The 26219-nt window shown below is 59.0% G+C and carries 25 protein-coding genes; 19 read left to right on the top strand and 6 right to left on the bottom strand.

Going from position 1 to position 26219, the window contains the following annotated elements:
* The first annotated feature begins 180 nt into the window (after positions 1–180).
* The 9 genes from AABM55_RS22650 to AABM55_RS22610 all read left to right on the top strand — a co-directional run bounded on the left by AABM55_RS22650 (position 181) and on the right by AABM55_RS22610 (position 10816).
* On the top strand, positions 181–912 hold the full coding sequence (locus AABM55_RS22650; RefSeq protein WP_103314995.1) for a response regulator: 732 nt from the start codon (positions 181–183) through the stop codon (positions 910–912).
* A 31-nt stretch (positions 913–943) separates the two neighbouring features.
* On the top strand, positions 944–2365 hold the full coding sequence (locus tag AABM55_RS22645) for an ATP-binding protein (RefSeq protein ID WP_347930080.1): 1422 nt from the start codon (positions 944–946) through the stop codon (positions 2363–2365).
* Between the two features lie 130 nt (positions 2366–2495).
* Complete coding sequence (locus AABM55_RS22640) at positions 2496–3755, top strand: AGE family epimerase/isomerase (RefSeq protein WP_347927819.1); 1260 nt, start codon at positions 2496–2498, stop codon at positions 3753–3755.
* 117 nt (positions 3756–3872) lie between these two features.
* Complete coding sequence (locus AABM55_RS22635) at positions 3873–5180, top strand: ABC transporter substrate-binding protein (RefSeq protein ID WP_347927818.1); 1308 nt, start codon at positions 3873–3875, stop codon at positions 5178–5180.
* A 122-nt stretch (positions 5181–5302) separates the two neighbouring features.
* Positions 5303–6211: a carbohydrate ABC transporter permease gene (locus tag AABM55_RS22630; protein ID WP_019693218.1), complete on the top strand. Its 909-nt coding sequence runs from the start codon at positions 5303–5305 to the stop codon at positions 6209–6211.
* On the top strand, positions 6204–7049 hold the full coding sequence (locus tag AABM55_RS22625; RefSeq protein WP_054593683.1) for a carbohydrate ABC transporter permease: 846 nt from the start codon (positions 6204–6206) through the stop codon (positions 7047–7049). Before AABM55_RS22630 ends, AABM55_RS22625 begins: the two co-directional genes overlap by 8 nt.
* Positions 7050–7052: 3 nt before the next feature.
* Positions 7053–8213 carry an ABC transporter ATP-binding protein gene (locus AABM55_RS22620; protein WP_019693216.1) on the top strand — a complete coding sequence of 387 codons (1161 nt, stop codon included), beginning with the start codon at positions 7053–7055 and terminating at the stop codon, positions 8211–8213.
* 105 nt (positions 8214–8318) lie between these two features.
* Positions 8319–9665: a carbohydrate porin gene (locus AABM55_RS22615; protein ID WP_347927817.1), complete on the top strand. Its 1347-nt coding sequence runs from the start codon at positions 8319–8321 to the stop codon at positions 9663–9665.
* A gap of 296 nt (positions 9666–9961) precedes the next feature.
* Complete coding sequence (locus AABM55_RS22610) at positions 9962–10816, top strand: D-hexose-6-phosphate mutarotase (RefSeq protein WP_054593681.1); 855 nt, start codon at positions 9962–9964, stop codon at positions 10814–10816.
* A gap of 72 nt (positions 10817–10888) precedes the next feature.
* Here the strand turns inward: AABM55_RS22610 and AABM55_RS22605 are convergent, their stop codons facing one another.
* Complete coding sequence (locus AABM55_RS22605) at positions 10889–11749, bottom strand: MurR/RpiR family transcriptional regulator (RefSeq protein ID WP_173859948.1); 861 nt, start codon at positions 11747–11749, stop codon at positions 10889–10891.
* Between the two features lie 206 nt (positions 11750–11955).
* On the opposite strand from AABM55_RS22605, the gene zwf reads away from it, so the two are divergent.
* The 4 genes from zwf (at position 11956) to AABM55_RS22585 (ending at position 15899) form a co-directional block, all read left to right on the top strand.
* Positions 11956–13425 carry a glucose-6-phosphate dehydrogenase gene (zwf, locus tag AABM55_RS22600; protein WP_054593680.1) on the top strand — a complete coding sequence of 490 codons (1470 nt, stop codon included), beginning with the start codon at positions 11956–11958 and terminating at the stop codon, positions 13423–13425.
* On the top strand, positions 13412–14125 hold the full coding sequence (gene pgl, locus AABM55_RS22595) for a 6-phosphogluconolactonase (RefSeq protein ID WP_347927816.1): 714 nt from the start codon (positions 13412–13414) through the stop codon (positions 14123–14125). The genes zwf and pgl overlap by 14 nt, the downstream gene beginning before the upstream one ends.
* Positions 14126–14142: 17 nt before the next feature.
* Positions 14143–14808, top strand: coding sequence for a bifunctional 4-hydroxy-2-oxoglutarate aldolase/2-dehydro-3-deoxy-phosphogluconate aldolase (locus AABM55_RS22590; RefSeq protein ID WP_024264889.1), 666 nt, complete (start codon positions 14143–14145; stop codon positions 14806–14808).
* 365 nt (positions 14809–15173) lie between these two features.
* A complete protein-coding gene (locus AABM55_RS22585) occupies positions 15174–15899 on the top strand; it encodes an intradiol ring-cleavage dioxygenase (RefSeq protein WP_347927815.1) in 726 nt (241 codons plus the stop codon).
* A gap of 24 nt (positions 15900–15923) precedes the next feature.
* Here AABM55_RS22585 and AABM55_RS22580 read toward each other — a convergent pair whose 3' ends face one another.
* Positions 15924–17105 (bottom strand): aminotransferase class V-fold PLP-dependent enzyme, encoded by a 1182-nt coding sequence (locus AABM55_RS22580; RefSeq protein WP_347927814.1) that lies wholly within the window; start codon positions 17103–17105, stop codon positions 15924–15926.
* A 21-nt stretch (positions 17106–17126) separates the two neighbouring features.
* Positions 17127–17363 carry a DUF3820 family protein gene (locus AABM55_RS22575; RefSeq protein ID WP_019693207.1) on the bottom strand — a complete coding sequence of 79 codons (237 nt, stop codon included), beginning with the start codon at positions 17361–17363 and terminating at the stop codon, positions 17127–17129.
* A gap of 203 nt (positions 17364–17566) precedes the next feature.
* On the opposite strand from AABM55_RS22575, the gene AABM55_RS22570 reads away from it, so the two are divergent.
* On the top strand, positions 17567–18034 hold the full coding sequence (locus tag AABM55_RS22570) for a PA2169 family four-helix-bundle protein (RefSeq protein WP_347927813.1): 468 nt from the start codon (positions 17567–17569) through the stop codon (positions 18032–18034).
* Between the two features lie 67 nt (positions 18035–18101).
* Here the strand turns inward: AABM55_RS22570 and AABM55_RS22565 are convergent, their stop codons facing one another.
* Both AABM55_RS22565 and AABM55_RS22560 read right to left on the bottom strand, forming a co-directional pair.
* On the bottom strand, positions 18102–18572 hold the full coding sequence (locus AABM55_RS22565) for a MaoC family dehydratase (RefSeq protein WP_054593675.1): 471 nt from the start codon (positions 18570–18572) through the stop codon (positions 18102–18104).
* A gap of 42 nt (positions 18573–18614) precedes the next feature.
* The gene (locus AABM55_RS22560) at positions 18615–19559 is read right to left on the bottom strand and encodes an alpha/beta hydrolase (protein ID WP_054593674.1); all 945 of its coding nucleotides are present in this window, start codon (positions 19557–19559) and stop codon (positions 18615–18617) included.
* A gap of 229 nt (positions 19560–19788) precedes the next feature.
* On the opposite strand from AABM55_RS22560, the gene fadD2 reads away from it, so the two are divergent.
* Both fadD2 and fadD1 read left to right on the top strand, forming a co-directional pair.
* The gene (gene fadD2 / locus AABM55_RS22555; RefSeq protein WP_347927812.1) at positions 19789–21477 is read left to right on the top strand and encodes a long-chain-fatty-acid--CoA ligase FadD2; all 1689 of its coding nucleotides are present in this window, start codon (positions 19789–19791) and stop codon (positions 21475–21477) included.
* A 380-nt stretch (positions 21478–21857) separates the two neighbouring features.
* On the top strand, positions 21858–23558 hold the full coding sequence (gene fadD1, locus AABM55_RS22550; RefSeq protein WP_054593672.1) for a long-chain-fatty-acid--CoA ligase FadD1: 1701 nt from the start codon (positions 21858–21860) through the stop codon (positions 23556–23558).
* Positions 23559–23785: 227 nt separating this feature from the next.
* On the opposite strand, the gene AABM55_RS22545 is transcribed toward fadD1, so the two are convergent.
* The gene (locus tag AABM55_RS22545) at positions 23786–24163 is read right to left on the bottom strand and encodes a hypothetical protein (protein WP_054593671.1); all 378 of its coding nucleotides are present in this window, start codon (positions 24161–24163) and stop codon (positions 23786–23788) included.
* A 197-nt stretch (positions 24164–24360) separates the two neighbouring features.
* On the opposite strand from AABM55_RS22545, the gene AABM55_RS22540 reads away from it, so the two are divergent.
* The 3 genes from AABM55_RS22540 to def all read left to right on the top strand — a co-directional run bounded on the left by AABM55_RS22540 (position 24361) and on the right by def (position 26218).
* Entirely contained in the window at positions 24361–24552 is a 192-nt protein-coding gene (locus AABM55_RS22540) for a CsbD family protein (RefSeq protein WP_054593670.1), read from the top strand.
* A 179-nt stretch (positions 24553–24731) separates the two neighbouring features.
* Positions 24732–25676: a YihY/virulence factor BrkB family protein gene (locus AABM55_RS22535; RefSeq protein ID WP_347927811.1), complete on the top strand. Its 945-nt coding sequence runs from the start codon at positions 24732–24734 to the stop codon at positions 25674–25676.
* Positions 25677–25678: 2 nt separating this feature from the next.
* A complete protein-coding gene (def, locus tag AABM55_RS22530; protein ID WP_054593668.1) occupies positions 25679–26218 on the top strand; it encodes a peptide deformylase in 540 nt (179 codons plus the stop codon).
* Position 26219 lies beyond the last annotated feature (1 nt).

The following is a 26219-nucleotide window of genomic DNA, read 5'->3' as shown; positions in this document are numbered from 1 at the left end:
GCTCGGCGGCGAAGCAGTCGCAAAACCTGACACTGCGGTTCTCGGATAATCCGCGTTCGCCGGGTTCAGGAGCGCTTCGCACTCCAGCGGGAGCAAGCTCCCTCGCCACAAAAGCTCGTTCGCGATGCATTTTTGATCAGGCATAATCCGCCCCAACACTAACAACAAGGATGCCGCCCCGTGAGCTCAGTCAACAAGTCGATTTTGTTGGTCGATGACGATCAAGAGATACGCGAGTTGCTGGACACCTACCTCAGCCGCGCAGGGTTTCAGGTGCGGACCACGCCCGACGGCGCCGGTTTTCGCCAGGCGTTGAACGAGGCGCCGAGTGATCTGGTGATCCTTGATGTGATGTTGCCCGACGAAGACGGCTTCAGCCTGTGTCGCTGGATTCGCCAGCACCCGCGTCAGGCCCAGGTGCCGATCATCATGCTCACCGCCAGTTCCGACGAGGCCGACCGGGTCATTGGCCTGGAACTCGGCGCCGACGATTACCTTGGCAAACCCTTCAGCCCTCGTGAGTTGCAGGCGCGAATCAAAGCCTTGCTACGACGTGCCCAGTTCGGTCAGGAGCGCTCTGGCGGCGAGGTGTTGGCCTTCGATGAATGGCGGCTGGACATGGTCAGCCACCGGCTGTTTCACACCGATGGCGAAGAGGTGATTCTCTCCGGCGCCGATTTCGCACTGCTGAAACTCTTCCTCGATCACCCGCAGGAAATCCTCGACCGCGACACCATCGGCAATGCCACTCGTGGCCGCGACCTGATGCCGCTCGATCGCATCGTCGACATGGCCGTTAGCCGTTTGCGTCAGCGTCTGCGCGATACCGACAAACCTCCTCGCCTGATCCGCACCGTACGCGGCAGTGGTTATCAACTGGCCGCCAATGTAGTCGCCAGCAATGGCCACTGAGTTCTTCACTCGCCTGATACGGCGGGTGCCGGTGCCGCGTTCGCTGCTTGGGCGGATGCTGTTGCTGACCCTGCTGGCGGTGTTGTTCGCGCAGACGCTGTCGAGCGTGATCTGGGTTTCGCAATTGCGTGCAACGCAGCTGGAAGGACTGGTCACCGCGGCCCGCAGCCTGGCGCATTCGATGACCGCCAGCGTCAGTTACTTTCGTTCCTTGCCGGTGGCGTACCGGCCGCTGGTTCTCGACCAGTTGCGCAGCATGGGCGGTACTCGTTTCGTGGTGACGCTCAACGACAAACCGCTGGAAATGCAGCTGTTGCCGCCGACCCCGCGCAAACAAGCAGTGTTGGCGGCGGTGGATGACGTGTTGCGCGAATCGCTGGGCGCGGACACCAATATCTCGGTGCAATTCGTCAGCCCGGACGATCTGCGGATCTTCAATGGCGGTTTGAAACTCGACGAATTGCCGAGGTCCTGGGCGCATTACGCGCTGACCCTGGAGCCAGTCAATCCACCAGTGCTGGTTACCCAAATCAAACTGGCCCAAGGCGAATGGCTGTACATCGCTTCGCTGTTGCCCGAGCCCTATACCAGTCTGGAAGAGCAGGGCCTGCCGTCGCAGCAGGTCTGGTTCATCGTGCTCACCAGCGGTTTTCTGTTGTTGTTTATTGGCCTGTTGGTGCACTGGCAGAGCCGGCCGCTCAAGCGTCTGGCACGGGCCGCACGGGACATGTCGCTGGGCGCCGAAGTGGAGCCGGTGGCCGAGGGCGGTGGCAGTGAAGTGGTCGAAGTCGGCCGCGCCTTCAACGCCATGCGCGAGCGCATCAGCCGCTACCTGACGGAGCGCAGCCAGTTGTTCAGCGCCATTTCCCATGACTTGCGCACCCCCATCACGCGTCTGCGCCTGCGGGTCGAGTTGTTGGAAGATGAGCGGCTGCAAGCCAAGTTCGGGCGTGATCTGGATGAATTGGAGCTGCTGGTCAAAGGCGCGCTGCAATGCGTCAAGGACACCGACATTCACGAAAACATCGAGCCGGTGGACCTCAATCATGTACTCGATTGCCTGGTCGAGCCTTACCTGGCGCCCAACGGCAATGGTCGCGTAACCCAGCAAGGCCGGGCGCTGGCGCCGTATCCGGGTAAGCCGCTGGCGCTCAAGCGCTGTATTGGCAACCTGATCGACAACGCCCTCAAGTATGGGCAGAACGCCCATCTGCACATCGATGATGATGACAGCGCGTTTATCTTGCACGTCGACGACGAAGGCCCGGGCGTGCCTGAGCAGCGACTGGAGCAAGTGTTCGAGCCGCACTTTCGTCTGGCCGGACAGCAGCAGGGTTACGGGTTGGGGTTGGGCATTGCGCGCAATATCGCCCATAGCCATGGTGGAGAAGTCAGCCTGCAGAATTTGCGCGAGGGCGGACTGCGGGTAACGTTGCAGCTACCCAGAGATTGATGATCGTTCCCACTCTGCGTGGGAACGATCAATGTCACAAGTCAGTGACATACCCGGCCCCCTTCGTTACCTGCCCGCCACCGCCCGTTGTTTAGACTCCCCTCAGTCATAACAACAAAAAAGGCATCCCATGAACACCGCCCCTCCTGCTTTCAGCAGTTGGCTGAACGCACCTGCCCATCAGCAATGGCTGGCCGATGAAGGCTTGCGCCTGCTGGCTTTCGCCAAGGCCTCGAAGCTGTCCGAAGGCTTCGGCAACCTGGACGAACACGGCCAATTATCGGCTGACGCCCAGGCCCACACCATGAACACCGCCCGCATGACCCACAGCTTCGCCATGGCCCACATCCAAGGCTTACCGGGGTTTGCCGAGCTGGTGGATCACGGCATCAATGCCCTCAATGGCCCGCTGCGTGACGCCGAATTCGGTGGCTGGTTTGCGGCCCCCGATCACCGTGATGGCGATACCGGCAAGGCCGCTTATCTGCATGCTTTCGTGGCACTCGCGGCGAGTTCTGCGGTGATTGCCCAAAGGCCCGGTGCAGAGGCGTTGCTCAACGATGCCATCGCGATTATCGAGCAGCATTTCTGGAGCGAAGAGGAGGGCGCGATGCGCGAATCCTTTAATCGCGACTGGAGCGAAGAGGAACCCTATCGCGGTGCCAACAGCAACATGCACGCCACCGAAGCCTTTCTCGCGCTGGCCGATGTCACGCAGGACAGCCGTTGGCTGAACCGCGCCCTGCGGATTGTCGAACGGGTGATTCACCGGCACGCAGCGTCCAACGACCATTTGGTGGTCGAGCATTTTGATCGCGATTGGCAACCGTTGCGCGACTACAACCAGGCCAATCCGGCTGACCACTTCCGACCGTACGGCACCACGCCGGGCCATGGTTTCGAATGGTCACGACTGCTGTTGCACCTGGAGGCTGCACGCGGGCAGGCCGGGATGTTAACCCCCGGTTGGCTGGTGAGCGACGCGCAACAACTCTTCGCCAACAACTGCCTTCACGGATGGGACGTCGATGGCGCGCCAGGCATTGTCTACACCCTCGACTGGGACAATCGCCCGGTCGTGCGCCAGCGTTTGCACTGGGTTCACTGCGAAGCCAGTGCCGCCGCCAGTGCCTTGCTCAAGCGTACCGGTGAGGCGCAATACGAAACCTGGTACCGGCGTTTCTGGGAGTTCAGCGACCGCAACTTGATCGACCGGATTCACGGCAGCTGGCACCACGAACTCGACCCGCAAAACCGTCCGAGCGCCGAGATCTGGGGTGGCAAACCAGATCTTTATCACGCCTGGCAAGCGGTGTTGATTCCACGCTTGCCGCTGGCGCCGAGCATGGCCAGTGCATTGGCTCAAGGCTCTGTCTCGGTACTTATGTAACCATGCGGTGACATTTTGCCGTCGCTTCGTTACCTGCCAAGCGATCTACGCTGTTTAAACTCATTTGCAGCGCAAGCACCAGACTTGCATGCATAACAACAAGAAAGGTACTGCTAGATGAATGCGATTTCTCGCCTCGCCACTGTCGTTTCTCTTGCCACGCTGTTTCCCCTGACTGCATTTCCTCTCAGCGCCCTTGCCGCCGATTCCAAAGGTTCCGTGGAAGTCGTGCACTGGTGGACTTCGGGTGGTGAAAAAGCAGCGGTCGATGTCCTCAAGGCTCAAGTCGAAAAAGACGGCTTCACCTGGAAGGACGGTGCAGTCGCCGGCGGTGGTGGCGCTACGGCCATGACCGTACTCAAAAGCCGCGCCGTAGCGGGTAATCCGCCAGGCGTTGCGCAAATCAAAGGTCCGGATATCCAGGAGTGGGGCAGCACTGGCCTGCTCAGCACCGATGCGCTGAAAGGCGTTTCCAAAGCTGAAAACTGGGACGGCCTGCTCTCGAAGAAAGTCTCCGATACCGTCAAATACGAAGGCGATTACGTCGCCGTTCCGGTGAACATTCACCGCGTCAACTGGCTGTGGATCAACCCGGCGGTCTTCAAGAAAGCCGGTATCGACAAAGCCCCGACCACCCTCGAAGAGTTCTATGCCGCTGGCGACAAACTGAAAGCTGCGGGCTTCATTGCCCTGGCCCACGGTGGTCAGCCTTGGCAGGACAGCACCGTGTTTGAAGACGTGGTGCTCTCGGTCATGGGCCCTGAGGGCTACAAGAAAGCCCTGGTCGATCTGGACCAGAAAACCCTGTCCGGCCCGGAAATGGTCAAGTCCTTCACCGAGCTGAAAAAACTCACCGGCTACATGGACCCCAACCGCGCGGGCCGTGACTGGAACATCGCTGCCGCCGACGTGATCAACGGCAAGGCCGGCATGCAGATGATGGGTGACTGGGCCAAGAGCGAATGGACCGCCGCCCACAAGGTAGCGGGCAAGGACTATCAGTGCGTGCCGTTCCCTGGCACTGAAAAAGCCTTCACCTACAACATCGACTCTCTGGCGGTGTTCAAGCTCAAGGCTGATCGCACCGGCGATATCGCCGCTCAGCAAGACCTGGCCAAGGTCGCGCTGGGTAAAGACTTCCAGAAGGTCTTCAGCATCAACAAAGGTTCGATCCCGGTGCGCACCGACATGCTCAATGACATGAGCGCGTCGGGCTTCGACTCCTGCGCCCAGGCGTCGGCCAAGGACTTCCTGGCTGACGAGAAGACCGGCGGCCTGCAACCGAGCATGGCGCACAACATGGCCACTTCCCTGGCTGTGCAAGGCGCGATCTTCGATGTGGTGACCAACTTCATGAACGACAAGAGCGCTGACCCGGCCAAGGCCAGCGCCCAACTGGCATCGGCCATCAAAGCCGCCCAGTAACACCAGGACCGCCGCGGGCCCGACCTGCGGCCAACCCCAGATCTTCGTCTCCCTGCACGGGCCATGGCTCGTGTTGTGGGGGCGCTCGGTCCGGATTTCACTTCTTCAACTGGATTATCCCGATGAGCTCTGTGGCGGTTTTCAGCAAAGCCTCACCGTTCGACGCACTGCAGCGCTGGCTTCCCAAACTGGTTTTGGCGCCGAGTATGCTGATCGTCCTGGTTGGCTTTTACGGTTACATCATCTGGACATTCGTTTTGTCCTTCACCAACTCCAGCTTCATGCCGAGCTACAAGTGGGTCGGCCTGCAGCAATACGTCCGGTTGATGGAGAACGACCGCTGGTGGGTCGCGAGCAAGAACCTCGCGGTCTTCGGCGGCATGTTCATCGGTATCAGCCTGGTGCTCGGGGTGTTTCTGGCGGTGCTGCTCGATCAGCGCATTCGCAAGGAAGGCTTCATCCGCACCATCTACCTGTACCCGATGGCGCTGTCGATGATCGTCACCGGTACTGCCTGGAAATGGCTGCTCAACCCAGGCCTGGGCCTGGACAAGATGCTGCGTGACTGGGGCTGGGAAGGCTTTCGCCTGGACTGGCTGGTGGATCAGGATCGCGTGGTTTACTGCCTGGTGATCGCTGCCGTATGGCAAGCCTCCGGGTTTGTGATGGCGATGTTTTTGGCCGGCCTGCGCGGTGTCGATCAGTCGATCATCCGTGCCGCTCAAGTCGACGGTGCGAGCCTGCCGACCATCTATTTGAAGATCGTCCTGCCAAGCCTGCGTCCGGTGTTTTTCAGCGCCTTCATGATCCTCGCGCACATCGCGATCAAGAGCTTCGACCTGGTGGCGGCGATGACCGCGGGCGGTCCGGGTTATTCCTCCGACTTGCCGGCAATGTTCATGTATTCCTTCACCTTCAGCCGTGGCCAGATGGGCATCGGTTCGGCGAGCGCGATGATGATGCTCGGCGCGATCCTGGCGATTCTGGTGCCGTACCTGTACTCCGAACTGCGAGGCAAACGCCATGAGTAATCAACTTGGCAAACCAGCCTTGAGCTTTAGCCGCATTGCGATCTACGCGACCTTGTTGCTGGCCGCTGCGGTGTATCTGATTCCGCTGGTGGTGATGTTGCTGACCAGCTTCAAATCCCCGGAAGACATCCGCACCGGCAACCTCTTGAGCTGGCCGCAAGTGATTGATGGCATTGGCTGGATCAAGGCTTGGGACGTGGTAGGTGGCTACTTCTGGAACTCGGTGAAAATTACCGTGCCGGCGGTGCTGATCTCGACCTTCATCGGTGCAATGAACGGCTACGTGCTGTCGATGTGGCGCTTCCGTGGTTCGCAGTTGTTCTTCGGCCTGCTGTTGTTCGGCTGCTTCCTGCCGTTCCAGACCGTGCTGCTGCCAGCCTCGTTCACCGTCGGCAAACTCGGCCTGGCCAACACCACCACAGGGCTGGTGCTGGTGCACATCGTCTACGGGCTGGCGTTCACCACGCTGTTCTTCCGTAACTACTACGTGAGCATTCCGGATGCGCTGGTCAAGGCGGCGCGGCTGGATGGTGCGGGCTTCTTCACGATCTTCGGGAAGATCCTGCTGCCGATGTCGATTCCGATCGTGATGGTCTGCCTGATCTGGCAGTTCACCCAAATCTGGAATGACTTCCTGTTCGGTGTGGTCTTCGCCAGTGGCGATGCCCAGCCAATCACCGTGGCCCTGAACAACCTGGTCAACACCAGCACCGGGGTCAAGGAATACAACGTTGATATGGCGGCGGCGATGATCGCCGGGCTGCCGACACTGCTGGTCTACATATTCGCTGGCAAGTATTTCCTGCGTGGGCTGACGTCCGGCGCGGTCAAGGGGTAGAACATGGCAACTCTCGAATTACGCAACGTCAACAAAACCTACGGCAGCGGCTTGCCGGACACCCTGAAAAACATCGAACTGAAGATCGATGACGGTGAATTCCTGATCCTCGTCGGCCCGTCCGGTTGCGGCAAGTCGACCTTGATGAACTGCATCGCCGGCCTTGAAAACATCAGTGGCGGGGCGATTCTGGTGGATGACGCTGACATCAGCGGCATGAGCCCCAAGGATCGCGACATCGCCATGGTGTTCCAGTCCTACGCGCTGTACCCGACCATGAGCGTGCGCGACAACATCGCCTTCGGCCTGAAGATCCGCAAAATGCCGGCGGCTGAAATCGACGAAGAAGTGGCGCGGGTCGCCAAGCTGCTGCAAATCGAACACCTGCTCAGCCGCAAGCCCGGCCAGCTCTCTGGTGGTCAGCAACAGCGCGTGGCCATGGGCCGTGCGCTGGCGCGGCGGCCGAAGATTTATCTGTTCGACGAACCGTTGTCCAACCTCGACGCCAAGCTGCGGGTCGAGATGCGCACCGAAATGAAACTGATGCACCAACGCCTGAAAACCACCACGGTCTACGTGACTCACGACCAGATCGAAGCCATGACTCTGGGCGACAAAGTGGCGGTGATGAAGGACGGGATCATCCAGCAGTTCGGCACGCCGAAGCAGATCTACAACGATCCGGCCAACCTCTTCGTTGCCAGCTTCATCGGCTCGCCCCCAATGAACTTCATCCCACTGCGTTTGCAGCGCAAGGACGGCCGTCTGTTGGCGTTGCTCGATAGCGGCCAGGCGCGTTGCGAGCTGCCGCTGGGCATGCAGGACGCCGGTCTTGAGGACCGCGAAGTGATCCTCGGCATGCGCCCGGAGCAAATTGTCTTGGCGAACGGCGAGGCCAATGGTTTGCCGACCATTCGCGCCGAAGTCCAGGTTACCGAGCCGACCGGTCCCGATACGTTGGTGTTCGTCAATTTGAACGAAACCAAAGTCTGCTGCCGTCTGGCGCCGGATGTTGCGCCGGCCGTGGGCGAGACCCTGACCTTGCAATTCGACCCATCGAAAGTGCTGCTGTTCGATGCCAAGACGGGCGAACGCCTGGGGACGGCCGGTCAAGCGAAAACCGGGACTCACAGCGACAACGTCGCTCAGTTCAAAGGGCGCTGAAGATCAAGTTGTGGGGGATTCGCGGCGGATGGGGACATCCGTCGCAACCGCTGTAAACCGCGTTAGATAAAAACAGTTAATAACAATAAAGACGAGGATGTAGGGATGAAAAAGAAGAACAACGCTCAGCTTATCTGCCAATTGTCGGCTGTTGCGGTGCTGACCATGGCCGGTAACGTACACGCAGCTGATGCATTCAGCGCCGACTCCAAGTGGATGACGGGTGACTGGGGGGGCGAGCGGACCAAGCTGATCGACCAAGGTATCGACATCAAGGCGGATTACGTCGGTGAAGTGGGCGCCAACCTCCATGGCGGCTACAACCACGACAAGACCGCACGTTACGCCGACCAGTTTGGTCTGGGCGTGGCGCTGGACCTGCAAAAACTGTGGGGCTGGGACAACACCCAGGCCAAGATCCAGCTCACCAACCGTAACGGTCAGAACATTTCCAATGACCGTGTCGGCGACCCGCGTGCCGGCACCTTGAGTTCCTCCCAGGAAGTCTACGGCCGTGGCCATATGGTCCGTCTGACCCAATTGTGGGTCCAGCACCAGTTCCTCGACGGTAAACTGGACGTCAAAGCCGGTTACTTCGGTGAAGGCGAAGACTTCAACACCTTCCCTTGCGAGTTCCAGAACCTGGCGTTCTGCGGTTCCCAGGCGGGTAACTGGGCGACCGGTATCTGGTTCAACTGGCCAGTCATGCAGGCGGCGGTTCGCGTGAAGTACAACATCACGCCTGAGTTCTATGCGCAGATCGGCGCATACAACCAGAACCCATCGCAACTGGAACACGGTAACGGCTTCAAGCTCAGTGGCAGTGGTACCAAAGGCACCGTCTTGCCGGTCGAACTGGTCTGGTCGCCGAAGGTCAACAACCTGCCGGGCGAATACCGCGTGGGTTACTACAAGAGCACTGCCGACGCCAATGACGTCCGTAAAGACGACAATGGCGATGATGCAGCGACCACAGGCAAGGCCTTCCGTAGCCACGACAGCAAGCACGGCTACTGGTTTGTGGCGCAGCAACAACTCACCACCCACAACGGTGATGCTTCTCGCGGTCTGAACGTCGCGGCCAACGCGACGTTCCACGACAAGGACACTAACGTCGTCGACAACTACCAGTCGCTGATGTTTGTGTACAAGGGCCCATTCGATGCGCGTCCAAAAGATGACGTCGGAATCGGTTTTGCCCGTATCCATGTCAACGATGACGTGAAGAAAAATGCCGAGTTGGTCAACGCCGCCAATGGTGTCAGCGACTACGACAATCCGCTGTTCTCGCCACTGCGTTCCACCGAGTACAACTACGAGATCAACTACGGTTTCCACGTTACCAACTGGCTGACGGTGCGTCCTAACCTGCAATACATCACTCACCCGGGCGGTGTTGATGAAGTCGACAACGCGCTGGTCGCCGGTTTGAAAATTCAGTCGGTGTTCTAACGCAGCTGCGATAAGCTCCTCTCCATGTGCGCATTTTTGCGGACGGCCAAGGCTGTCCGCTTTTTTTTGGGGCGGCGCACACGACGGTTTTCTGTGGCGAGGGAGCTTGCTCCCGCCGGCCGGTCCGCGCTTGGGCGCAGCAGTCGTAAATCCGCTAAATGTGGTTTAGCTGAAGCAGCGCGATGACTGGTTTTGGGGCCGCTTCGCAGCCCAGCGGGAGTAAGCTCCCTCGCCACAAAAAAGCGCTGTTGTGACAATGGTGATGAGTACATCCATGATTTTCAGGACCGCGGCACATGCTTGAGCATCCGCTACAACGCTTCTTCAAATCCCTGCGCGAGCGCCCGGTGTTTGCCTGGGAGCGCTATCAGCAGCGTGAAGTGCTGGTGATCGACCATCCGCTGTGTCAGGCGGTGTTCAGTCGTCAGGGCGCGCAGTTGCTGCATTTCCAGCCCACGGGCCAGAAGCCCTGGCTCTGGTGCGCGGCGAAGTGGCCGCAGGTCGGCGCGATTCGCGGTGGGGTACCGGTGTGCTGGCCGTGGTTTGGCCGTCATCCCAGCGAAAATGCCTGGCCGTCCCATGGTTGGGCGCGGCTGATCGACTGGAAGCTGATCGACAGCAGCACCGATGACGACGGCGTGCGCCTGCATTGGCAATTGCAGTTGTGTGACTGGCAGGTGGACCTGCATGCGCACTTGGGCGAGCGTATGGATTTACGCCTGAGCACTGAGCATCAGGACAGCCTGCCGTGCCAGTTGAGCCATGCATTGCACGCCTATTGGCGTATTGGCGACGTTGCTGAGATAGCGCTGTCTGGACTCGATGGCGCGCAAGGTTATGACCAGCTCAAGCGCGAGTTCTGCGAGCAAAAGGGCGAGTTGCGGGTGGAAGGTGGCTGTCAGCGGGTGTTCCAGCATGAGGGCGAGTTACAGCTCAAGGACCACGCCTGGCAGCGCCAGTTGTGCATCGATACCGGTGACAGCGCTGACACCGTGGTCTGGCATCCCGGGTCACGGCCGCTGCTGGGAGTGAGCTGGAATGAGGTCTCGGAGTTTGTCTGTGTAGAGGCAGCCTGCGGAGGCACCGATAGCCTGAGCCTGGCACCGGGGGAGCGGGCGCATTTGAGTTTGCAGGCGCGGATGGGAGGGTAGAGGTGGCACACAAACCCTGTGGCGAGGGGGCAAGCCCCCTCGCCACAAGTGGGCACTCGGCTTGGACAGACGTCAGCTGAACTCATCCCCGATCGGATACCGGCTGGCGTTGAGGCTTTCCTTGATCTTGCGCAGGTGCGGCTGGAAGTCGACGCCGCGGCGCAGGGTCATACCGGTGGCGAGCACGTCGAGCACGGTCAGCTGGATGATTCGCGACGTCATCGGCATGTAGATGTCGGTGTCTTCCGGCAGTGGGATGTTCAGGCTCAAGGTGCTGGCCTTGGCCAGTGGCGAACCCTCGGCCGTCAGACCCAGCACCGAGGCACCGTTCTCACGGGCAATGCGCGCCACCTCGACCAGTTCGCGGGTACGCCCGGTGTAGGAGATGATCACGAACAGTTCGCCGGTGTGGGCCACCGAGGCAATCATCCGCTGCATCAGCACGTCGGCATGGGCGGTGACCGCCAGGTTGAAGCGGAAGAACTTGTGCTGCGCATCCAGCGCCACCGGGGCTGACGCACCGAGGCCGAAGAAGTGGATCTGCCGGGCCTGGATCAACAAATCCACGGCGCGGCTGATCAGGTTCGGGTCCAGTGCCTGGCAGGCGCTGTCCAGTGAGGCGATGGCGCTGCCAAAGATTTTCTGGGTGTAGGCTTCAGGGTTGTCGTCGGCTTCCACGGCGCGGCTGACATAGGCCGCGCCGCTGGCCAGGCTTTGGGCCAGTTGCAGTTTGAGTTCCGGGTAGCCGCTGACACCGAACGAACGGCAGAAACGGTTGACCGTCGGCTCGCTGACCGAGGCGGCCTGGGCGAGGGCGGCAATACTGAAGCGAGTGGCCTGCTGCGGGTTGAGCAGGATCACTTCGGCGACCTTGCGTTCGGCCTTGTTCAGGTCTGCAAGGCGATTCTGGATTTGTTCCAGTAAATTTCGCACGCGGTCCATTTATGTTCCTTAGGTCGGCTATGCAGATTGGGCCTGTGAAGCGGCCCATAATGGTGGCCTATCCTACTGATGGCCCCGACCGACCACCACTCGGAATCTGTATTTTGGAAAAATGTTGTGGTTATTACTACATTTTTCCTTGAGCGATGCCTTAAAAAAAGGTATTTGTAGCTTAACTTGATAAAAGAACAAACATCATGCCTTCGATTACGGTTGAACCGTGCACCTTTGCCTTGTTCGGCGCCTTGGGCGATCTGGCCCTTCGCAAGCTGTTTCCTGCTTTGTACCAACTGGATGGCGCTGGCCTGCTGCACGAGGACACGCGCATTATCGCACTGGCCCGTGAACCAGGCAGCGAGCAAGAGCATCTGGCATTTATTGCCCGTGAACTGCGCCATTACGTTGATGCCAAGGAACTCGACGAAGCGGTGGTCGAGCGCTTCTTGGCACGCCTGACGTACCTGCATGTCGACTTCCTCCAGCCTGACGACTACGTCGCCTTGGCCGAGCTGGCCGGTTCGACGCAGCGGATGATTGCCTACTTCGCGACGCCCGCTGCGGTGTACGGCGCGATTTGCGAGAACCTGGCGAAGGTCGGCCTGGCCGAAAACACCCGTGTGGTGCTGGAAAAGCCAATCGGTTCGGACCTCGAGTCGTCGCGCAAGGTCAACGACGCAGTGGCGCGGTACTTCCCGGAAAACCGCACTTACCGTATCGACCACTACCTGGGCAAAGAGACGGTCCAGAACCTGATCGCCCTGCGTTTCGCCAACAGCCTGTTCGAAACCCAGTGGAACCAGAACTACATTTCCCACGTGGAAATCACCGTCGCCGAGAAAGTCGGGATCGAGGGCCGTTGGGGCTACTTCGACAAGGCCGGCCAACTGCGCGACATGATTCAGAACCACCTGTTGCAGTTGCTGTGCCTGATCGCCATGGACCCGCCAGCGGATCTTTCGGCCGACAGCATCCGTGACGAGAAAGTCAAAGTGCTCAAGGCGCTGGCGCCGATCAGTCCGGAAGGCCTGACCACCCAGGTGGTGCGCGGCCAGTACATAGCCGGTCACAGCGAAGGCAAGTCGGTACCGGGTTACCTGGAGGAAGAAAACTCCAACACCCAGAGCGACACCGAAACCTTCGTCGCCCTGCGTGCCGACATCCGCAACTGGCGTTGGGCGGGCGTGCCGTTTTACCTGCGTACCGGTAAACGCATGCCGCAGAAACTGTCGCAGATCGTCATCCACTTCAAGGAACCGTCGCACTACATCTTCGCTCCCGAGCAGCGCTTGCAGATCAGCAACAAGCTGATCATCCGCCTGCAACCGGACGAAGGTATTTCCTTGCGCGTGATGACCAAAGAACAGGGCCTGGACAAGGGCATGCAGCTGCGCAGCGGTCCGTTGCAGCTGAATTTTTCCGATACCTATCGCAGCGCGCGGATTCCCGATGCCTACGAACGGTTGTTGCTGGAAGTGATGCGCGGCAATCAGAACCTGTTTGTCCGTAAAGATGAAATCGAAGCCGCGTGGAAGTGGTGTGACCAGCTGATTGCCGGGTGGAAGAAGTCCGGTGATGCGCCCAAGCCGTACGCGGCGGGCTCCTGGGGACCGATGAGTTCCATTGCACTGATCACGCGGGACGGGAGGTCGTGGTATGGCGATATCTGAATTCAAACTGCCTAAGGGCGTCAGCGCTCATGAGTTTCGCAGCCCGGTGTTGCTGGCCGAAGGCCTGGCACTGAAGGTGGCCAAGCAACTCAGCGACGCTATCGATGCCCGAGGCGCCGCGACGCTGGTGGTCTCCGGCGGACGCAGCCCGGTGGCGTTTTTCCAGCATCTGGCCAAGCAGACGCTGGACTGGTCCAAGGTCGTGGTGACCCTGGCCGACGAGCGCTGGGTACCGGTAGAGCACGCCGACAGCAATGCCGGTCTGCTCAAGCGTTACTTGTTGCAAGGCCCGGCGGCCAAGGCGAAGTTCCTCAGCCTCTACAGCGCCACTGCCAACCTTGAACAGGCTGCCGAGCAGGCCGATCGCTTGCTCGCCGAGTTGCCGGCAATCGACGCGCTGGTGCTGGGGATGGGCGACGACGGTCACACCGCCTCGCTGTTCCCCAACAGCCCGAACCTCGCCGAAGCCTTGCGGCCCGACGGCACGCGCCGTTGCTGGCCGATGCTGGCGCCGACGGTGCCACATCAGCGCCTGACCATGAGTCGTGCGCTGCTGGCGTCGGCAAAGTTCACCGTGCTATCGATTTCCGGTCAGTCCAAGTTGACTACCCTGAGTGCCGCACTGGCCGGTGACGATGTTGCCGCAATGCCGATTCGTGCGTTTCTGAAACCCACGTTAGAGATTTACTGGTGCCCATGAACCAAGGATCAGCCGCTATGACAAACACTCAACCGACCGTTTCCATGGCGGACAAAGTTGCCCTGATCGACAGCCTCTGCGTCAAGGCGCGGATTCTGCCGGTGATCACCATTGCCCGCGAACAAGACATTCTGCCACTGGCCGATGCCCTTGCCGCGGGTGGGTTGACGGCCCTGGAAGTGACCCTGCGTTCGCAGTTCGGCCTCAAGGCCATCCAGGTTCTGCGTGAGCAGCGTCCGGAGCTGGTCACCGGTGCTGGCACCGTGCTCGATCGCAACATGCTGGCCGCCGCTGAAGCTGCCGGTTCGCAGTTCATCGTGACCCCGGGCATTACCCGTGATCTGTTGGAAGCCAGCGTCGCCAGCCCGATTCCGCTGTTGCCAGGCATCAGCAACGCCTCCGGGATCATGGAGGGCTACGCCTTGGGCTATCGCCGCTTCAAGCTGTTCCCGGCGGAAGTCAGCGGTGGCGTTGCGGCGATCAAGGCCCTTGGCGGCCCGTTCGGCGAAGTGCGTTTCTGCCCGACTGGCGGTGTTGGCCCGGCCAATATCAAGAGTTACATGGCACTGAAAAACGTGATGTGCGTCGGCGGTAGCTGGATGCTTGATCCGGAGTGGATCAAGAACGGCGACTGGGCACGTATCCAGGAGTGCACCGCCGAGGCGCTGGCTCTGCTGGACTGATTGGTTTTACCGGCTGTTTTTTACGCAGAATCGTTGTAGTTGTGTTCTACGGCTTTACGGCGCACTTGGTCAGTGCGCCGTTTTTTTTGCCTGTAGAAAAGGTGGCTGCCCCGTAGCAGCTGTCGAGCCTGCGAGGCTGCGTTAGAGGCGGACCGCGTTCGGGCGAAGTCCTCGCAAATCCTGCGAATGCGGTTTGCATGGAAGAACGCGCCGCCTGAATTTACGACCGCTGCGCGGCCGAACGCTGCCTCGCGGGCTCGACAGCTGCTACGGGGAGTTGGAACGCCTATAGCGGCATACATAGTTACCGCAACCCACCCCGCAGATCTGTTTATCCTTCGAGCAACTTATGGAGGAAGCGACTCATGGAAGAACACGCAACAATCAAGGCAACCGGGCCAGTCTGTTTATTGGCTCCCGAGCAGATTGCCGGCCCGTACTTCAGGAACCCCAGGTTGATCCGAAGGAACATCAGTGAAGGCGCCAGTGGCATTCCCTTGCTGCTCAAACTGAGCCTTGTCGACGTCAGCACCTGCGAACCGGTGACGGATGCCCTGGTGGATATCTGGCAATGCAATGCGCGAGGGGCCTATTCAGGCTGGAGCAAGATCAATCCGGATAAAGAGGTCGATGTCGGCGATATCGGCTCGGTTCCACGTACCGATGACGACACTTATTTGCGCGGTGGGCAATTCACCGATCGCAAAGGCGCCGTCAGGTTTACCACGATTTATCCGGGGTTTTATGCGGGGCGCAGCGTGCACATCCACGTTGCCGTTCGAATCGTAACCGGCAGCAATCACCTGGAGGCGCGGCATGTTGCCTGGGTCGGTCAACTGTACCTTCCCGAGGTGACATCGCGTTCGGTACTGAGCGCCAAAGACTATACCGGGCGAGGCGTCTCACCGTTGCGCAACGATCAGGATGAGCTTTTTACCCAAATGCATGGGGAAGACTCGATCCTGAAAATCCACACCATTGCCCGTGATTCCTGGGAAGACGGTTATTTCGGGCAGTTGACCATCGGGATCGACAAGCGTGCGATGTCTGCGCAGATCAAACCCGAAGACTTCGACATCTATACCGTGTGAACACCAGCCTAGGTGTTCATCACCTCAACTCAGCTCGATCAGGGCCTGAGCCAGCAGCTGCATTTCCTGTGAGGTGTTGGTCAGGCCCGGTGTAATGCGAATACAGCTGCCGCACACCGAACCGTTGCGGGCCACGGTGAACAGGTTGTAGTCATTGAGCAGGCGCTCGACCATCGCTTGCTGGTCGGCATGCCGGGTGAAGCGCATCGAGGTGATGCCGCAATACAGGCGCGGATCATCCGGGGTCATGACTTCAATGCCCTGCACATCGCGAACAGCCTTGACCCACAAATTGCGCAGGTAGTTAAGCCGTGCACCCTTGGCGGCTGCGCCACCGATGGAGCGATGTTCTTCGAACACCAGCGGCAAGGTCAGTAACGCCGGAATGTTTGGCGTGCTGTAAGGCGTGCGCGAGCGGATGTCGGTGGGCGGAAAGTGAAACTCGCCCATGTCCGGATCAATATCGGCCAGACGCTGTGGTGCGATGTAGATGAACCCCAGGGTCAACGGTGCGCCGATCCATTTGTGCAGGTTGTAGCCGGCAAAGGAGATGCCCAGGTCATCGAGGTTGAATTCGATCTGGCCGAGGGCGTGGGCGCCGTCGAGGATCACGTCGATTCCGTGCTCTTTGGCCGCCGCGGCAATCGCCTTGACCGGCATCACCAGGCCGGTGCGATGGGCGACGTGGGTCAGTGCCATCAGCTTGAGCCGTGGATAACGCACGAACGCCTCGCGGTAGGTCGCCACCAACGTCTCGAAGCTGGCGGGATGAGCATGCTCGATCTCGATCACTTCGACACCGCGATAGCGAGCTAGCCAGCGCATCGCACTTTTGACCGTGTCGTATTCCAGGTCGCACAACAGCACCTGATCGCCCGGTTGCAAGCCGTTGTAGTTGCGAATCAGCGATTGCAGTGCGTCCGAGGCGTTGCGTGTCAGGGCTACCGCTTCGGCGGGCACCTGCAAGAGCTCGGCCAGTTGCCCGCGTATTTCCAGGCTTTCGAGTTTTTCGAAGCGCTGGCGCACATGCACCGAGTTGCTGCGGTTGATGAGCTCGATGTTGCGCTGGTACTCCTCGACCACGGTACGCGACATGCGGCCGAAGTAACCATTCTCCAGATTGATCGGGCCTGGCTGGACTTCGTAGCGGTCGGCGAACGTCTGCCAAAAAGCTTCATCAAGGGCACGGCGCGTGTTTTCGGGCATGGGGGCGACTCGTTCAGTGGTTCAGTGGCGTGGTTTGGGTTTGCCATGTTTGGCGCGCAGCGGGTCGAGCAAGTCGGACAGGCCGTTGTGATCGATTTCCTGCATCAGGGCCAGCAAGCCACCCAGTTCACCGTGGGGGAAACCCTCGCGGGCGAACCAGTTCAGGTATTGGCCGGGCAGGTCGGCAATGATGCGCCCCTTGTATTTGCCAAAGGGCATTTCGCGGGTGACCAGCAGTTCAAGCTTTTCGGGATTCATCGATCGCTCGTTTTGATTCAAACAATCTGGAAAATACAGGCATTCTGCATGCAGGCCAATTGACAGATCATGCAAATAACTCGGGTGCAGATGTTTGCTTAAAAGTTAATGTATTGAAATTTATCGTAAAAACTTCAACTCGAGGGCTGGCACACGAGATGCAGTGTTTTAGGTATCCCTCTTGGTCTGCGAGGAATTGAAGAATGACTGACATCAATAGAGAAGTGATTTCAGTCCTGAACGACCTGATCGAGATCAGCAAGGACGGTCAGGAGGGTTTCAAGACCTGTGCCCAGGACATCAAGCATCCTGAACTCAAGGCGCTGTTTGTCAAACGCGCTGCCGAGTGCGCCACGGCCGCTGCCGAACTTCAACGTACCGTGCGTTCGATGGGTGGCGATCCCGAGACCAGGACTCGTGTCGGCGGTGATAGGCATCGTCGTTGGGTCGGCGTCAAATCATTGGTCACTGGAAAGAGTGAAGACGTGGTGCTCAACGAAGCCAAGCGTGGTGAGGACCACGCCCTGAAGGCTTACAAAGCAGCGCTCGAGAAGATCAACGAAGACAATCTGCTGGGGATTCGTGATCTGGTCGAACGTCAGTATCACGGGGCGCAACGCAACCACGATCAGGTCAAAGCCTTGTGTTATCAGGCTCGTGCCCGGTCGTAAGTCGGTTAAAAACGCCGGGTTCAGAGGATCGTTCCCACGCGAGCGTGGGAGCGATCATATATGGGCATCAGCCAATGCTGATCGCGGGCAGTGTCGGCAAGGTCACGGTCTGTTGCTTGCGCGGTGCGAGGATTTCGGCCTCGCCGTCCACGACCAGTTCATCGCGCTGGTTGAATACCCGAGTGGCGATGCGCACGCGGAACTTCGGCAGTTTTTCGAGGATTTCCAGGCGTACGGTCAGGGTGTCGCCGATTTTTACCGGCTTCTGAAAGCTCATTTGCTGACCGATATAGATAGTCCCCGGCCCAGGCAGCTCGCAGGCGACGGCGGCGCTGATCAGCGCACCGCTGAACATGCCGTGGGCGATGCGCTCCTTGAACATGCTCGCTGCCGCAAACTCGGGGTCCAGGTGCACCGGGTTGTGGTCTCCGGACATCGCTGCGAACAGCTGAATGTCACGCTCCTCGACGGTCTTGCTGTAGCTGGCGGTCTGGCCGACTTCGAGGGCTTCGTACGGGGTATTGGTAACCTGGGTCATGTGTCTTGAATCCTGTGACGAGTTAAGTGTAATAACCAAACATTATTCGGTTCGGGGTGGCCGGCGATGGCTCAATGCCTCAGCCAGCCATTTGAGCAGGTCCGCGGTCACTTCATCGCGGTTGCTCTCGTTGAACAGTTCGTGCCGGGCTTGCGGGTAGATATTCAGCTGCATGCACTGGTTGCCGGCGCCGCGCAGTGCGTCGGCCAGAGCCTTGAGACGTTTGCCTTCGCTCACTGGATCACATTCACCACCGATCACCAGCAACGGCAGGCCCGGATCGATCTCCGCGAGATTGGACGCTTTGCTGATTTGCTGCAAGCCGCCGAGCAGGTCGATCCACAGCTGGTTGGTGCAACGGTAGCCGCAGAGCGGGTCGTGGACGTACTTGTCGACTTCGTCCGGGTCGCGGCTGAGCCAGTCGAATCGAGTGCGATGAGGCTTGAAGGGCTTGTTGAATGAACCGAACGACAACCACTCGATCAGTGCACTGCGACCGGTAGGCCCCTGGCGCCAGCGTTCGAAACGCGCAATCAGGCGCGCTACTCGGTAGAGCGCGACGGGCTGGAAGTTCGAGCCACTGAGCACGGCAGCGTGCAGGCTGGCGCTGTGGTGCAGCAAGTACGCCTGGGCGATGTAGCTGCCCATGCTGTGACCGAGCAGTACGATCGGTACGCCCGGATGGTGCTGACCGATGTGCTGATTGAGGCTGGCCAGATCACCGACCACTTTGCACCAGCCGTCCTGATCGGCGAAATGCCCGAGCAGGCCGTATTCGGCGGTTTTGCCATGACCGCGCTGGTCCAGCGCATAGACGCCGTAACCCTCGGCACATAAAACCTGCGCCAGCCGCGCATAACGACCGCTGTGTTCAGCCATACCGTGGGACAGCAGAATCACCGCCTTCAGCGGGCCTTCAGGCAACCACTGGTTGACGAAAAGTCGACTGTGATCGCTCGCGGTCAACCAGAAAGTGTCGTGGATCATGGCGATTCCTTTGCACGGTTTTGTTTAGGTGCGGCGTCGTTGCATTGTATAGCTCATCAACCGCAGGACGTGCGATGTGGGTGTCCCTCAGCAGCAAGATTCACACTGTCAATGAAGCTGGTGCGTATATTTGCCTGAATCACCATAGCTGCTAGTGTCCCAGAAGCCCCGCTTTTCAGCGTCACAGAGAGCGGCCCGGATTCGCTCAGGTAAAAAGAGGACAAGTACAATGCAACCTGATTTCTGGAATGACAAACGCCCGGCCGGCGTACCCAATGATATCGAACCGGGTGCCTACAAGTCGGTGATCGAGGTGTTCGAGCGTTCCTGCAAGAAATTCGCTGACCGTCCGGCGTTCAGCAACATGGGTGTGACGCTCACCTATGCCGAGCTTGAGCGCTATAGCGCGGCGTTCGCTGGCTACCTGCAAACACAGACCGACCTGTTGCCCGGTGATCGCATCGCGGTGCAGATGCCCAATGTCCTGCATTACCCGATCGCCGTGTTCGGTGCGTTGCGAGCCGGGCTGATTGTGGTCAACACCAACCCGCTGTACACCGCGCGTGAGATGCGTCACCAGTTCAAGGACTCCGGTGCCCGGGCGCTGGTGTACCTGAACATGTTCGGGCAGAAGGTCCAGGAAGTACTGCCCGACACCGAGATTCAGTACCTGATCGAAGCGAAGATGGGCGACCTGATGCCGACCGCCAAGGGCTGGCTGATCAACACCGTGGTCGATAAGGTCAAGAAGATGGTCCCGACCTACGACCTGCCGCAGGCGATTTCCTTCAAGAGCGCGCTGCGCCTGGGCCGAGGTCAAAGCATCAAGCCGCTGAACGTCAGCCTCGATGATGTCGCCGTGCTGCAATACACCGGCGGCACTACCGGGCTGGCCAAGGGTGCGATGCTGACCCACGGCAATCTGGTCGCCAACATGCAGCAGGCCCGCGCCTGTCTTGGCCAGTTCGGCAGCGATGGCAAACCGCTGCTGCGTGAAGGTCAGGAAGTGATGATCGCGCCGCTGCCGCTGTACCACATCTATGCCTTCACGGCGAACTGCATGTGCATGATGGTGACCGGCAACCACAACGTGTTGATCACCAATCCACGGGACATCGCCGGTTTCATCAAAGAACTGAAAAACTGGCGGTTCTCGGCGCTGCTGGGGCTCAACACGCTGTTCGTCGCGTTGATGGATCATCCGGACTTCAAGACCCTGGACTTCTCGAGCCTCAAACTCACCAACTCCGGCGGCACCGCACTGGTCAAGGCCACCGCCGAACGCTGGGAGCAGATAACCGGTTGCCGGATCACCGAAGGCTACGGCTTGACCGAAACCTCGCCAGTGGCCTGCACCAATCCGTATGGCGACAAGTCGCGTATCGGCACGGTCGGCCTGCCGGTGCCGGGTACCACGTTAAAAGTCATCAATGATGACGGTGTCGAACAGCCCCTGGGCGAGCGCGGCGAGCTGTGCATCAAGGGCCCGCAAATCATGAAAGGCTACTGGCAGAAACCCGAAGCCACCGCCGAAGTGCTGGATGCCGACGGCTGGTTCAAGTCCGGCGACATCGCGGTGATCGACCCGGACGGATTCGTACGGATTGTCGATCGCAAGAAAGACATGATCATCGTTTCGGGTTTCAACGTTTACCCGAACGAAATCGAGGATGTGGTCATGGCGCACCCGAAAGTCGCCAACTGCGCGGTGATCGGTGTGCCGGACGAACGTTCCGGGGAAGCGGTGAAGCTCTTCGTGGTAGCGCGTGAAGCGGGGATCAGCCTTGAAGAGCTGAAGGCCTACTGCAAGGAAAACTTCACCGCCTACAAGGTGCCCAAGCACATCGTGCTGCGCGAGTCGCTGCCGATGACGCCTGTGGGCAAGATCCTGCGACGGGAGCTGCGCGATATCGCGTAATCGTTAAAGGCCGCGCTTCGCACGATCGCGGGCAAGCCTTGCTCCTACAGGTTTAGTGTCGATCAGCCAATTGTGGCACGACACAAATCCGTAGGAGCAAGGCTTGCCCGCGATGCTTTTCAGCGGGGTAAAACGCCAATTTCAGGGCGTTTCAAGGGGGTATAGATTTTTTGCTCTAAAACAGACCATTTGCAGGTCTTGAGTCATTAAAGTGACTGTAGGGGCTTCTTTTGGCTCTAGTAGGGCCTTGGCAAAGCTGCTACTCTCGGCGCGCTTTGTGACTTCTCGGCCTAGGTAAAGGCCAGATTCACCAACAAAAAGACACCAATAATAATCGCAAAATGCGGTGAAGAATTCGCGTTGCTGAGGAGTGGGCTTCCATGATCGAAGACTTTTGGAAGGATAAGTACCCAGCTGGAATTGCTGCCGAGATCAATCCAGACGAGTATCCGAATATTCAGGCAGTGTTAAAGCAATCCTGCCAACGCTTCGCCAACAAACCGGCCTTTAGTAACCTCGGCAAGACACTCACCTACGGTGAGCTGTACGAATTGTCCGGTGCTTTTGCCGCTTACCTGCAACAGCATACCGATTTGCAGCCGGGCGATCGAATTGCCGTACAACTGCCAAACCTGTTGCAATACCCGATCGCCGTATTCGGTGCCATCCGCGCTGGCTTGATCGTGGTCAACACCAACCCGCTGTACACCGCGCGGGAAATGGAACACCAATTCAACGACTCCGGCGCCAAAGCGCTGGTGTGCCTGGCGAACATGGCGCACCTGGCCGAGGCCGTGGTGCCCAAGACAGGCGTCAAGCACGTCATCGTCACCGAAGTGGCCGACCTGCTGCCACCGCTCAAGCGCTTGCTGATCAACAGCGTCATCAAGTACGTGAAGAAGATGGTTCCGGCCTATCACTTGCCCAAGGCCGTCAAGTTCAATGACGTGTTGAGCAAAGGCCATGGCCAGCCCGTAACCGAAGCCAACCCGGCCAGCAGCGACGTTGCCGTGCTGCAATACACCGGCGGCACCACCGGCGTGGCCAAGGGTGCAATGCTGACCCACCGCAACCTGGTGGCGAACATGATGCAGTGCCGGGCGCTGATGGGTTCCAACCTGAATGAAGGTTGCGAAATCCTCATCACGCCGCTGCCGCTGTACCACATCTATGCCTTCACCTTTCATTGCATGGCGATGATGCTGATCGGCAACCACAACATCCTGATCAGCAACCCGCGTGACCTGCCGGCGATGGTCAAGGAACTGTCGAAGTGGAAGTTCAGTGGTTTCGTCGGCCTGAACACCTTGTTCGTGGCGCTGTGCAACAACGAAGCGTTCCGCAAACTGGATTTCTCAGGCCTGAAAATCACCTTGTCCGGTGGCATGGCCCTGCAACTGGCCGCTGCCGAACGCTGGAAAGCCGTCACCGGATGCGCCATCTGCGAAGGTTACGGCATGACCGAAACCAGCCCGGTGGCCACCGTCAATCCAAACCAGAACATTCAGATAGGCACGATCGGTATTCCGGTGCCGTCGACCCTGTGCAAAGTCATCGATGACGCCGGGGTTGAACAGCCGTTGGGCGAAATCGGCGAACTGTGCGTGAAAGGTCCGCAAGTGATGAAAGGCTACTGGCAGCGCCAGGAAGCCACCGATGAAATCCTCGACAGCGAAGGCTGGTTGAAGACCGGTGACATCGCGCTGATCCAGCCAGACGGCTACATGCGCATTGTCGATCGCAAGAAAGACATGATTCTGGTCTCCGGTTTCAACGTCTATCCGAACGAGCTCGAAGACGTACTGGCCACCTTGCCGGGCGTACTGCAATGCGCAGCCATTGGTGTACCGGACGAGAAGTCGGGCGAGGCGATCAAGATTTTCATCGTCGCCAAACCGGGGGTAACCCTGACCAAAGAGCAGGTGATGACGCACATGCGTGCCAACGTCACCGGCTACAAAGTGCCGAGAGCCATCGAGTTCCGCGATGCGCTGCCGACCACCAACGTCGGCAAGATCCTGCGTCGCGAACTGCGCGACGAAGAGCTGAAGAAACTCGGCTTGAAGAAGGTCAGCGCCTAAAACAAAAGCCCCGCAGATGCGGGGCTTTTTTTCAGATACCTGGATCGTTTTTTGTGGCGAGGGGGCTTGCCCCCGTTGGGGCGCGAAGCGACCCTGAATTGGGCCTGCTACGCAGTCCAGCGGGAGCAAGCTCCCTCGCCACAGATACTTCTCAGGCCTCCAGACTTCCTTAAGTGAACAGCATTGCCGCATTTGCGGGGCTTTTTGTTTCTTCAGATCTTTTGCTGTTAGAGGCGGAACTGCGCGAAGTTGACGTTGGTACCGGCCGGGCGCATGTCCTGAAGGTACGAGTCCTTGTCAGCGCTCAGTTCCAGGCTCAGGGCCGCCTTGCGCTTGCCTTCATTGCGCACCACCAGGCCTTCGAGCTTCTCGCGCAGGAACACCGTCGGCACTTTCAGGTGCAGCAGTTCGTCGGTGGCCGGCGTGTACATCAGCAGGTGAACCCATTCGTACTGACCAATGGCCAGGCGCGCAACCGGGATATCAAACCACCAGATATTGCGGTTGCGGTTCAATTCGGTGAAATGGCAGTTGTTGACGCCAAGCACTGCACCGCCGAGTTCCTGGTTTCTGCGGGCAATGGCCTGCTTTTTATCGAGTTTCATAACGTTCCTACGGGATTGGATCTTCAGCGCCACGGCCTGAATACGTTGCGCATTCTCGGGGCAAAGCCCGCAAACATAAAGCCCAACCTGCATGTGCTGATGAAATGACCGGGTGTAAATAAATGAAACTCTGTGCAACGTCCTCAGGTCAACCTCTACGTAGTCACTGACCTTTGAGTGTTCACAGGAGAAATACCATGAGCAGCACTGGCGATAAAGTTAAAGGCCTGGCCAACGAAGCGGTCGGCAACGTCAAGCAAGGTGTGGGTAAAGCCACCGACAATCCCAAGTTGCGAGCCGAAGGCAAGCTTCAGGAGAAGAAAGGCGAAGCCCAGCAAGCGCTCGGCAAGGCTAAAGACGCGATCAAGAAAACCATCGATAAAATCTGACCCGATAACCTGTTTTAGTGCAGTGTGACGGCCATCCGAGGATGGCCGTTTTTCTGTGGCTTATTGTTATGAATCCCCCCCGAAATTGTTCCAAAGTCGCCAAGTAGGTTACTTTGATGTAGAAAACGGCCCCCTGAGTCGCCCCCGACTTCAACCTTTTTGCGGCGAAAGGAGACGCTATGATGTTCCCCGAGTTGAAAGGCTTGCCCTTGCACCGCGTGATGATGCGCACCGTCACCGAGTTTATTAATGACGAGATGTCGACGTATGCCTCGGCGCTGGCCTATCAGATGCTGTTCTCGCTGTTTCCCTTCATTCTGTTCCTGATTGCCCTGATCGGTTTCCTGCACCTGCCGGATTTCTTTTCCTGGCTGCGCCTTCAGACAGAGCTGGTATTGCCGCCGCAAGCGCTGGAACAAGTGAACCCGGTGATTGACCAGCTCCAGCAATCCAAGGGTGGATTGCTCTCGGTGGGTATCGTCATCGCCCTGTGGACCGCCTCGGCGGGTGTGCGGCTGATGATGAGCGCGATGAACGCAGCCTACGATGTGGTCGAAGGCCGGCCGATCTGGAAGCGCTTTCCGCTGTCGGTCTTCTACACCGTGGGTATCGCCGGCATGCTGCTGGTCGCTGCCGCCTTGATGGTGCTCGGCCCGCAGGTGATGGAATGGATTGCGTCGCAGATCGGCATGGAAGAGTTCATCGTCACGCTGTGGACGATACTGCGCTGGCCGGTGATCGTCATTTTGCTGATGGTTGCGGTTGCGTTGATTTATTACGTGATGCCTGATGTGAAGCAGAAGTTCCGCTTTATCACGCCGGGCTCGGTGCTGGCGGTGGTGGTGTGGATCATCGCTTCGCTGGGTTTTGGTTATTACGTCAAGACCTTCGCCAACTACAATGCCATGTATGGCAGTATCGGCGCGATCATCGTGCTGTTGCTGTACTTCTATATTTCCGCCGCGGTGCTGTTGCTCGGCGCGGAAATGAATGCGGTGATCGATCACATGTCGAGCGAAGGCAAGCATCCCGGTGCCAAGGACTTCGGCGAACACGACGAAAAACACCATGTTTCGGGACTGGGCCGGGACCACTCGCTCAACCCAACCACTGACGAAGCCTGACGATGATCCGTGAAATTCTGAAAATGGGCGATGAGCGCCTGCTGCGTATCGCTCCGCCTGTACCGGCCGAAATGTTCGACAGCCCGGAACTGTGGCAGTTGATCGATGACATGTTCCAGACCATGGAAAGTGTCGGTGGCGTTGGCCTGGCTGCCCCGCAGATCGGCGTCGACCTGCAACTGGTGATCTTCGGCTTCGAGCACAGTGAACGTTACCCGGACGCTGACGCCGTACCGCAGACGATCTTGATCAACCCGTTGATTACGCCGCTTGATCCGACGCTGGAAGAGGGCTTCGAAGGTTGCCTGTCAGTGCCGGGGCTGCGGGGGGCGGTTGAGCGTTATCAGCACATTCGTTATGAAGGCTTCGATCCCAAGGGCGAGCCGGTTGTGCGAATCGCCTCGGGGTTTCACGCCCGAGTGGTGCAGCACGAATGCGATCACCTGATCGGCCGGTTGTACCCGTCGCGGATCACCGACTTTCGCAAGTTCGGGTTTACCGAGGTGATGTTCCCGGATCTCGACCCGACGGCTGATGACTAAA

Origin of the sequence: Pseudomonas helvetica, assembly GCF_039908645.1 — a bacterium.
Classification (GTDB): Bacteria; Pseudomonadota; Gammaproteobacteria; order Pseudomonadales; family Pseudomonadaceae; genus Aquipseudomonas; species Aquipseudomonas helvetica.
This window is presented reverse-complemented; position numbering and strand designations above follow the sequence as displayed.

Bases quoted from the DNA above. Each gene is read 5' to 3' on its own strand.
- AABM55_RS22640 (WP_347927819.1), top strand. From the start codon at position 2,496: ATGAACACCGCCCCTCCTGCTTTCAGCAGTTGGCTGAACGCACCTGCC.
- AABM55_RS22635 (WP_347927818.1), top strand. From the start codon at position 3,873: ATGAATGCGATTTCTCGCCTCGCCACTGTCGTTTCTCTTGCCACGCTG.
- AABM55_RS22630 (WP_019693218.1), top strand. From the start codon at position 5,303: ATGAGCTCTGTGGCGGTTTTCAGCAAAGCCTCACCGTTCGACGCACTG.
- AABM55_RS22625 (WP_054593683.1), top strand. From the start codon at position 6,204: ATGAGTAATCAACTTGGCAAACCAGCCTTGAGCTTTAGCCGCATTGCG.
- AABM55_RS22620 (WP_019693216.1), top strand. From the start codon at position 7,053: ATGGCAACTCTCGAATTACGCAACGTCAACAAAACCTACGGCAGCGGC.
- AABM55_RS22615 (WP_347927817.1), top strand. From the start codon at position 8,319: ATGAAAAAGAAGAACAACGCTCAGCTTATCTGCCAATTGTCGGCTGTT.
- AABM55_RS22610 (WP_054593681.1), top strand. From the start codon at position 9,962: ATGCTTGAGCATCCGCTACAACGCTTCTTCAAATCCCTGCGCGAGCGC.
- zwf (WP_054593680.1), top strand. From the start codon at position 11,956: ATGCCTTCGATTACGGTTGAACCGTGCACCTTTGCCTTGTTCGGCGCC.
- pgl (WP_347927816.1), top strand. From the start codon at position 13,412: ATGGCGATATCTGAATTCAAACTGCCTAAGGGCGTCAGCGCTCATGAG.
- AABM55_RS22590 (WP_024264889.1), top strand. From the start codon at position 14,143: ATGACAAACACTCAACCGACCGTTTCCATGGCGGACAAAGTTGCCCTG.
- AABM55_RS22585 (WP_347927815.1), top strand. From the start codon at position 15,174: ATGGAAGAACACGCAACAATCAAGGCAACCGGGCCAGTCTGTTTATTG.
- AABM55_RS22580 (WP_347927814.1), bottom strand. From the start codon at position 17,105: ATGCCCGAAAACACGCGCCGTGCCCTTGATGAAGCTTTTTGGCAGACG.
- AABM55_RS22575 (WP_019693207.1), bottom strand. From the start codon at position 17,363: ATGAATCCCGAAAAGCTTGAACTGCTGGTCACCCGCGAAATGCCCTTT.
- AABM55_RS22570 (WP_347927813.1), top strand. From the start codon at position 17,567: ATGACTGACATCAATAGAGAAGTGATTTCAGTCCTGAACGACCTGATC.
- AABM55_RS22565 (WP_054593675.1), bottom strand. From the start codon at position 18,572: ATGACCCAGGTTACCAATACCCCGTACGAAGCCCTCGAAGTCGGCCAG.
- AABM55_RS22560 (WP_054593674.1), bottom strand. From the start codon at position 19,559: ATGATCCACGACACTTTCTGGTTGACCGCGAGCGATCACAGTCGACTT.
- fadD2 (WP_347927812.1), top strand. From the start codon at position 19,789: ATGCAACCTGATTTCTGGAATGACAAACGCCCGGCCGGCGTACCCAAT.
- fadD1 (WP_054593672.1), top strand. From the start codon at position 21,858: ATGATCGAAGACTTTTGGAAGGATAAGTACCCAGCTGGAATTGCTGCC.
- AABM55_RS22545 (WP_054593671.1), bottom strand. From the start codon at position 24,163: ATGAAACTCGATAAAAAGCAGGCCATTGCCCGCAGAAACCAGGAACTC.
- AABM55_RS22540 (WP_054593670.1), top strand. From the start codon at position 24,361: ATGAGCAGCACTGGCGATAAAGTTAAAGGCCTGGCCAACGAAGCGGTC.
- AABM55_RS22535 (WP_347927811.1), top strand. From the start codon at position 24,732: ATGATGTTCCCCGAGTTGAAAGGCTTGCCCTTGCACCGCGTGATGATG.
- def (WP_054593668.1), top strand. From the start codon at position 25,679: ATGATCCGTGAAATTCTGAAAATGGGCGATGAGCGCCTGCTGCGTATC.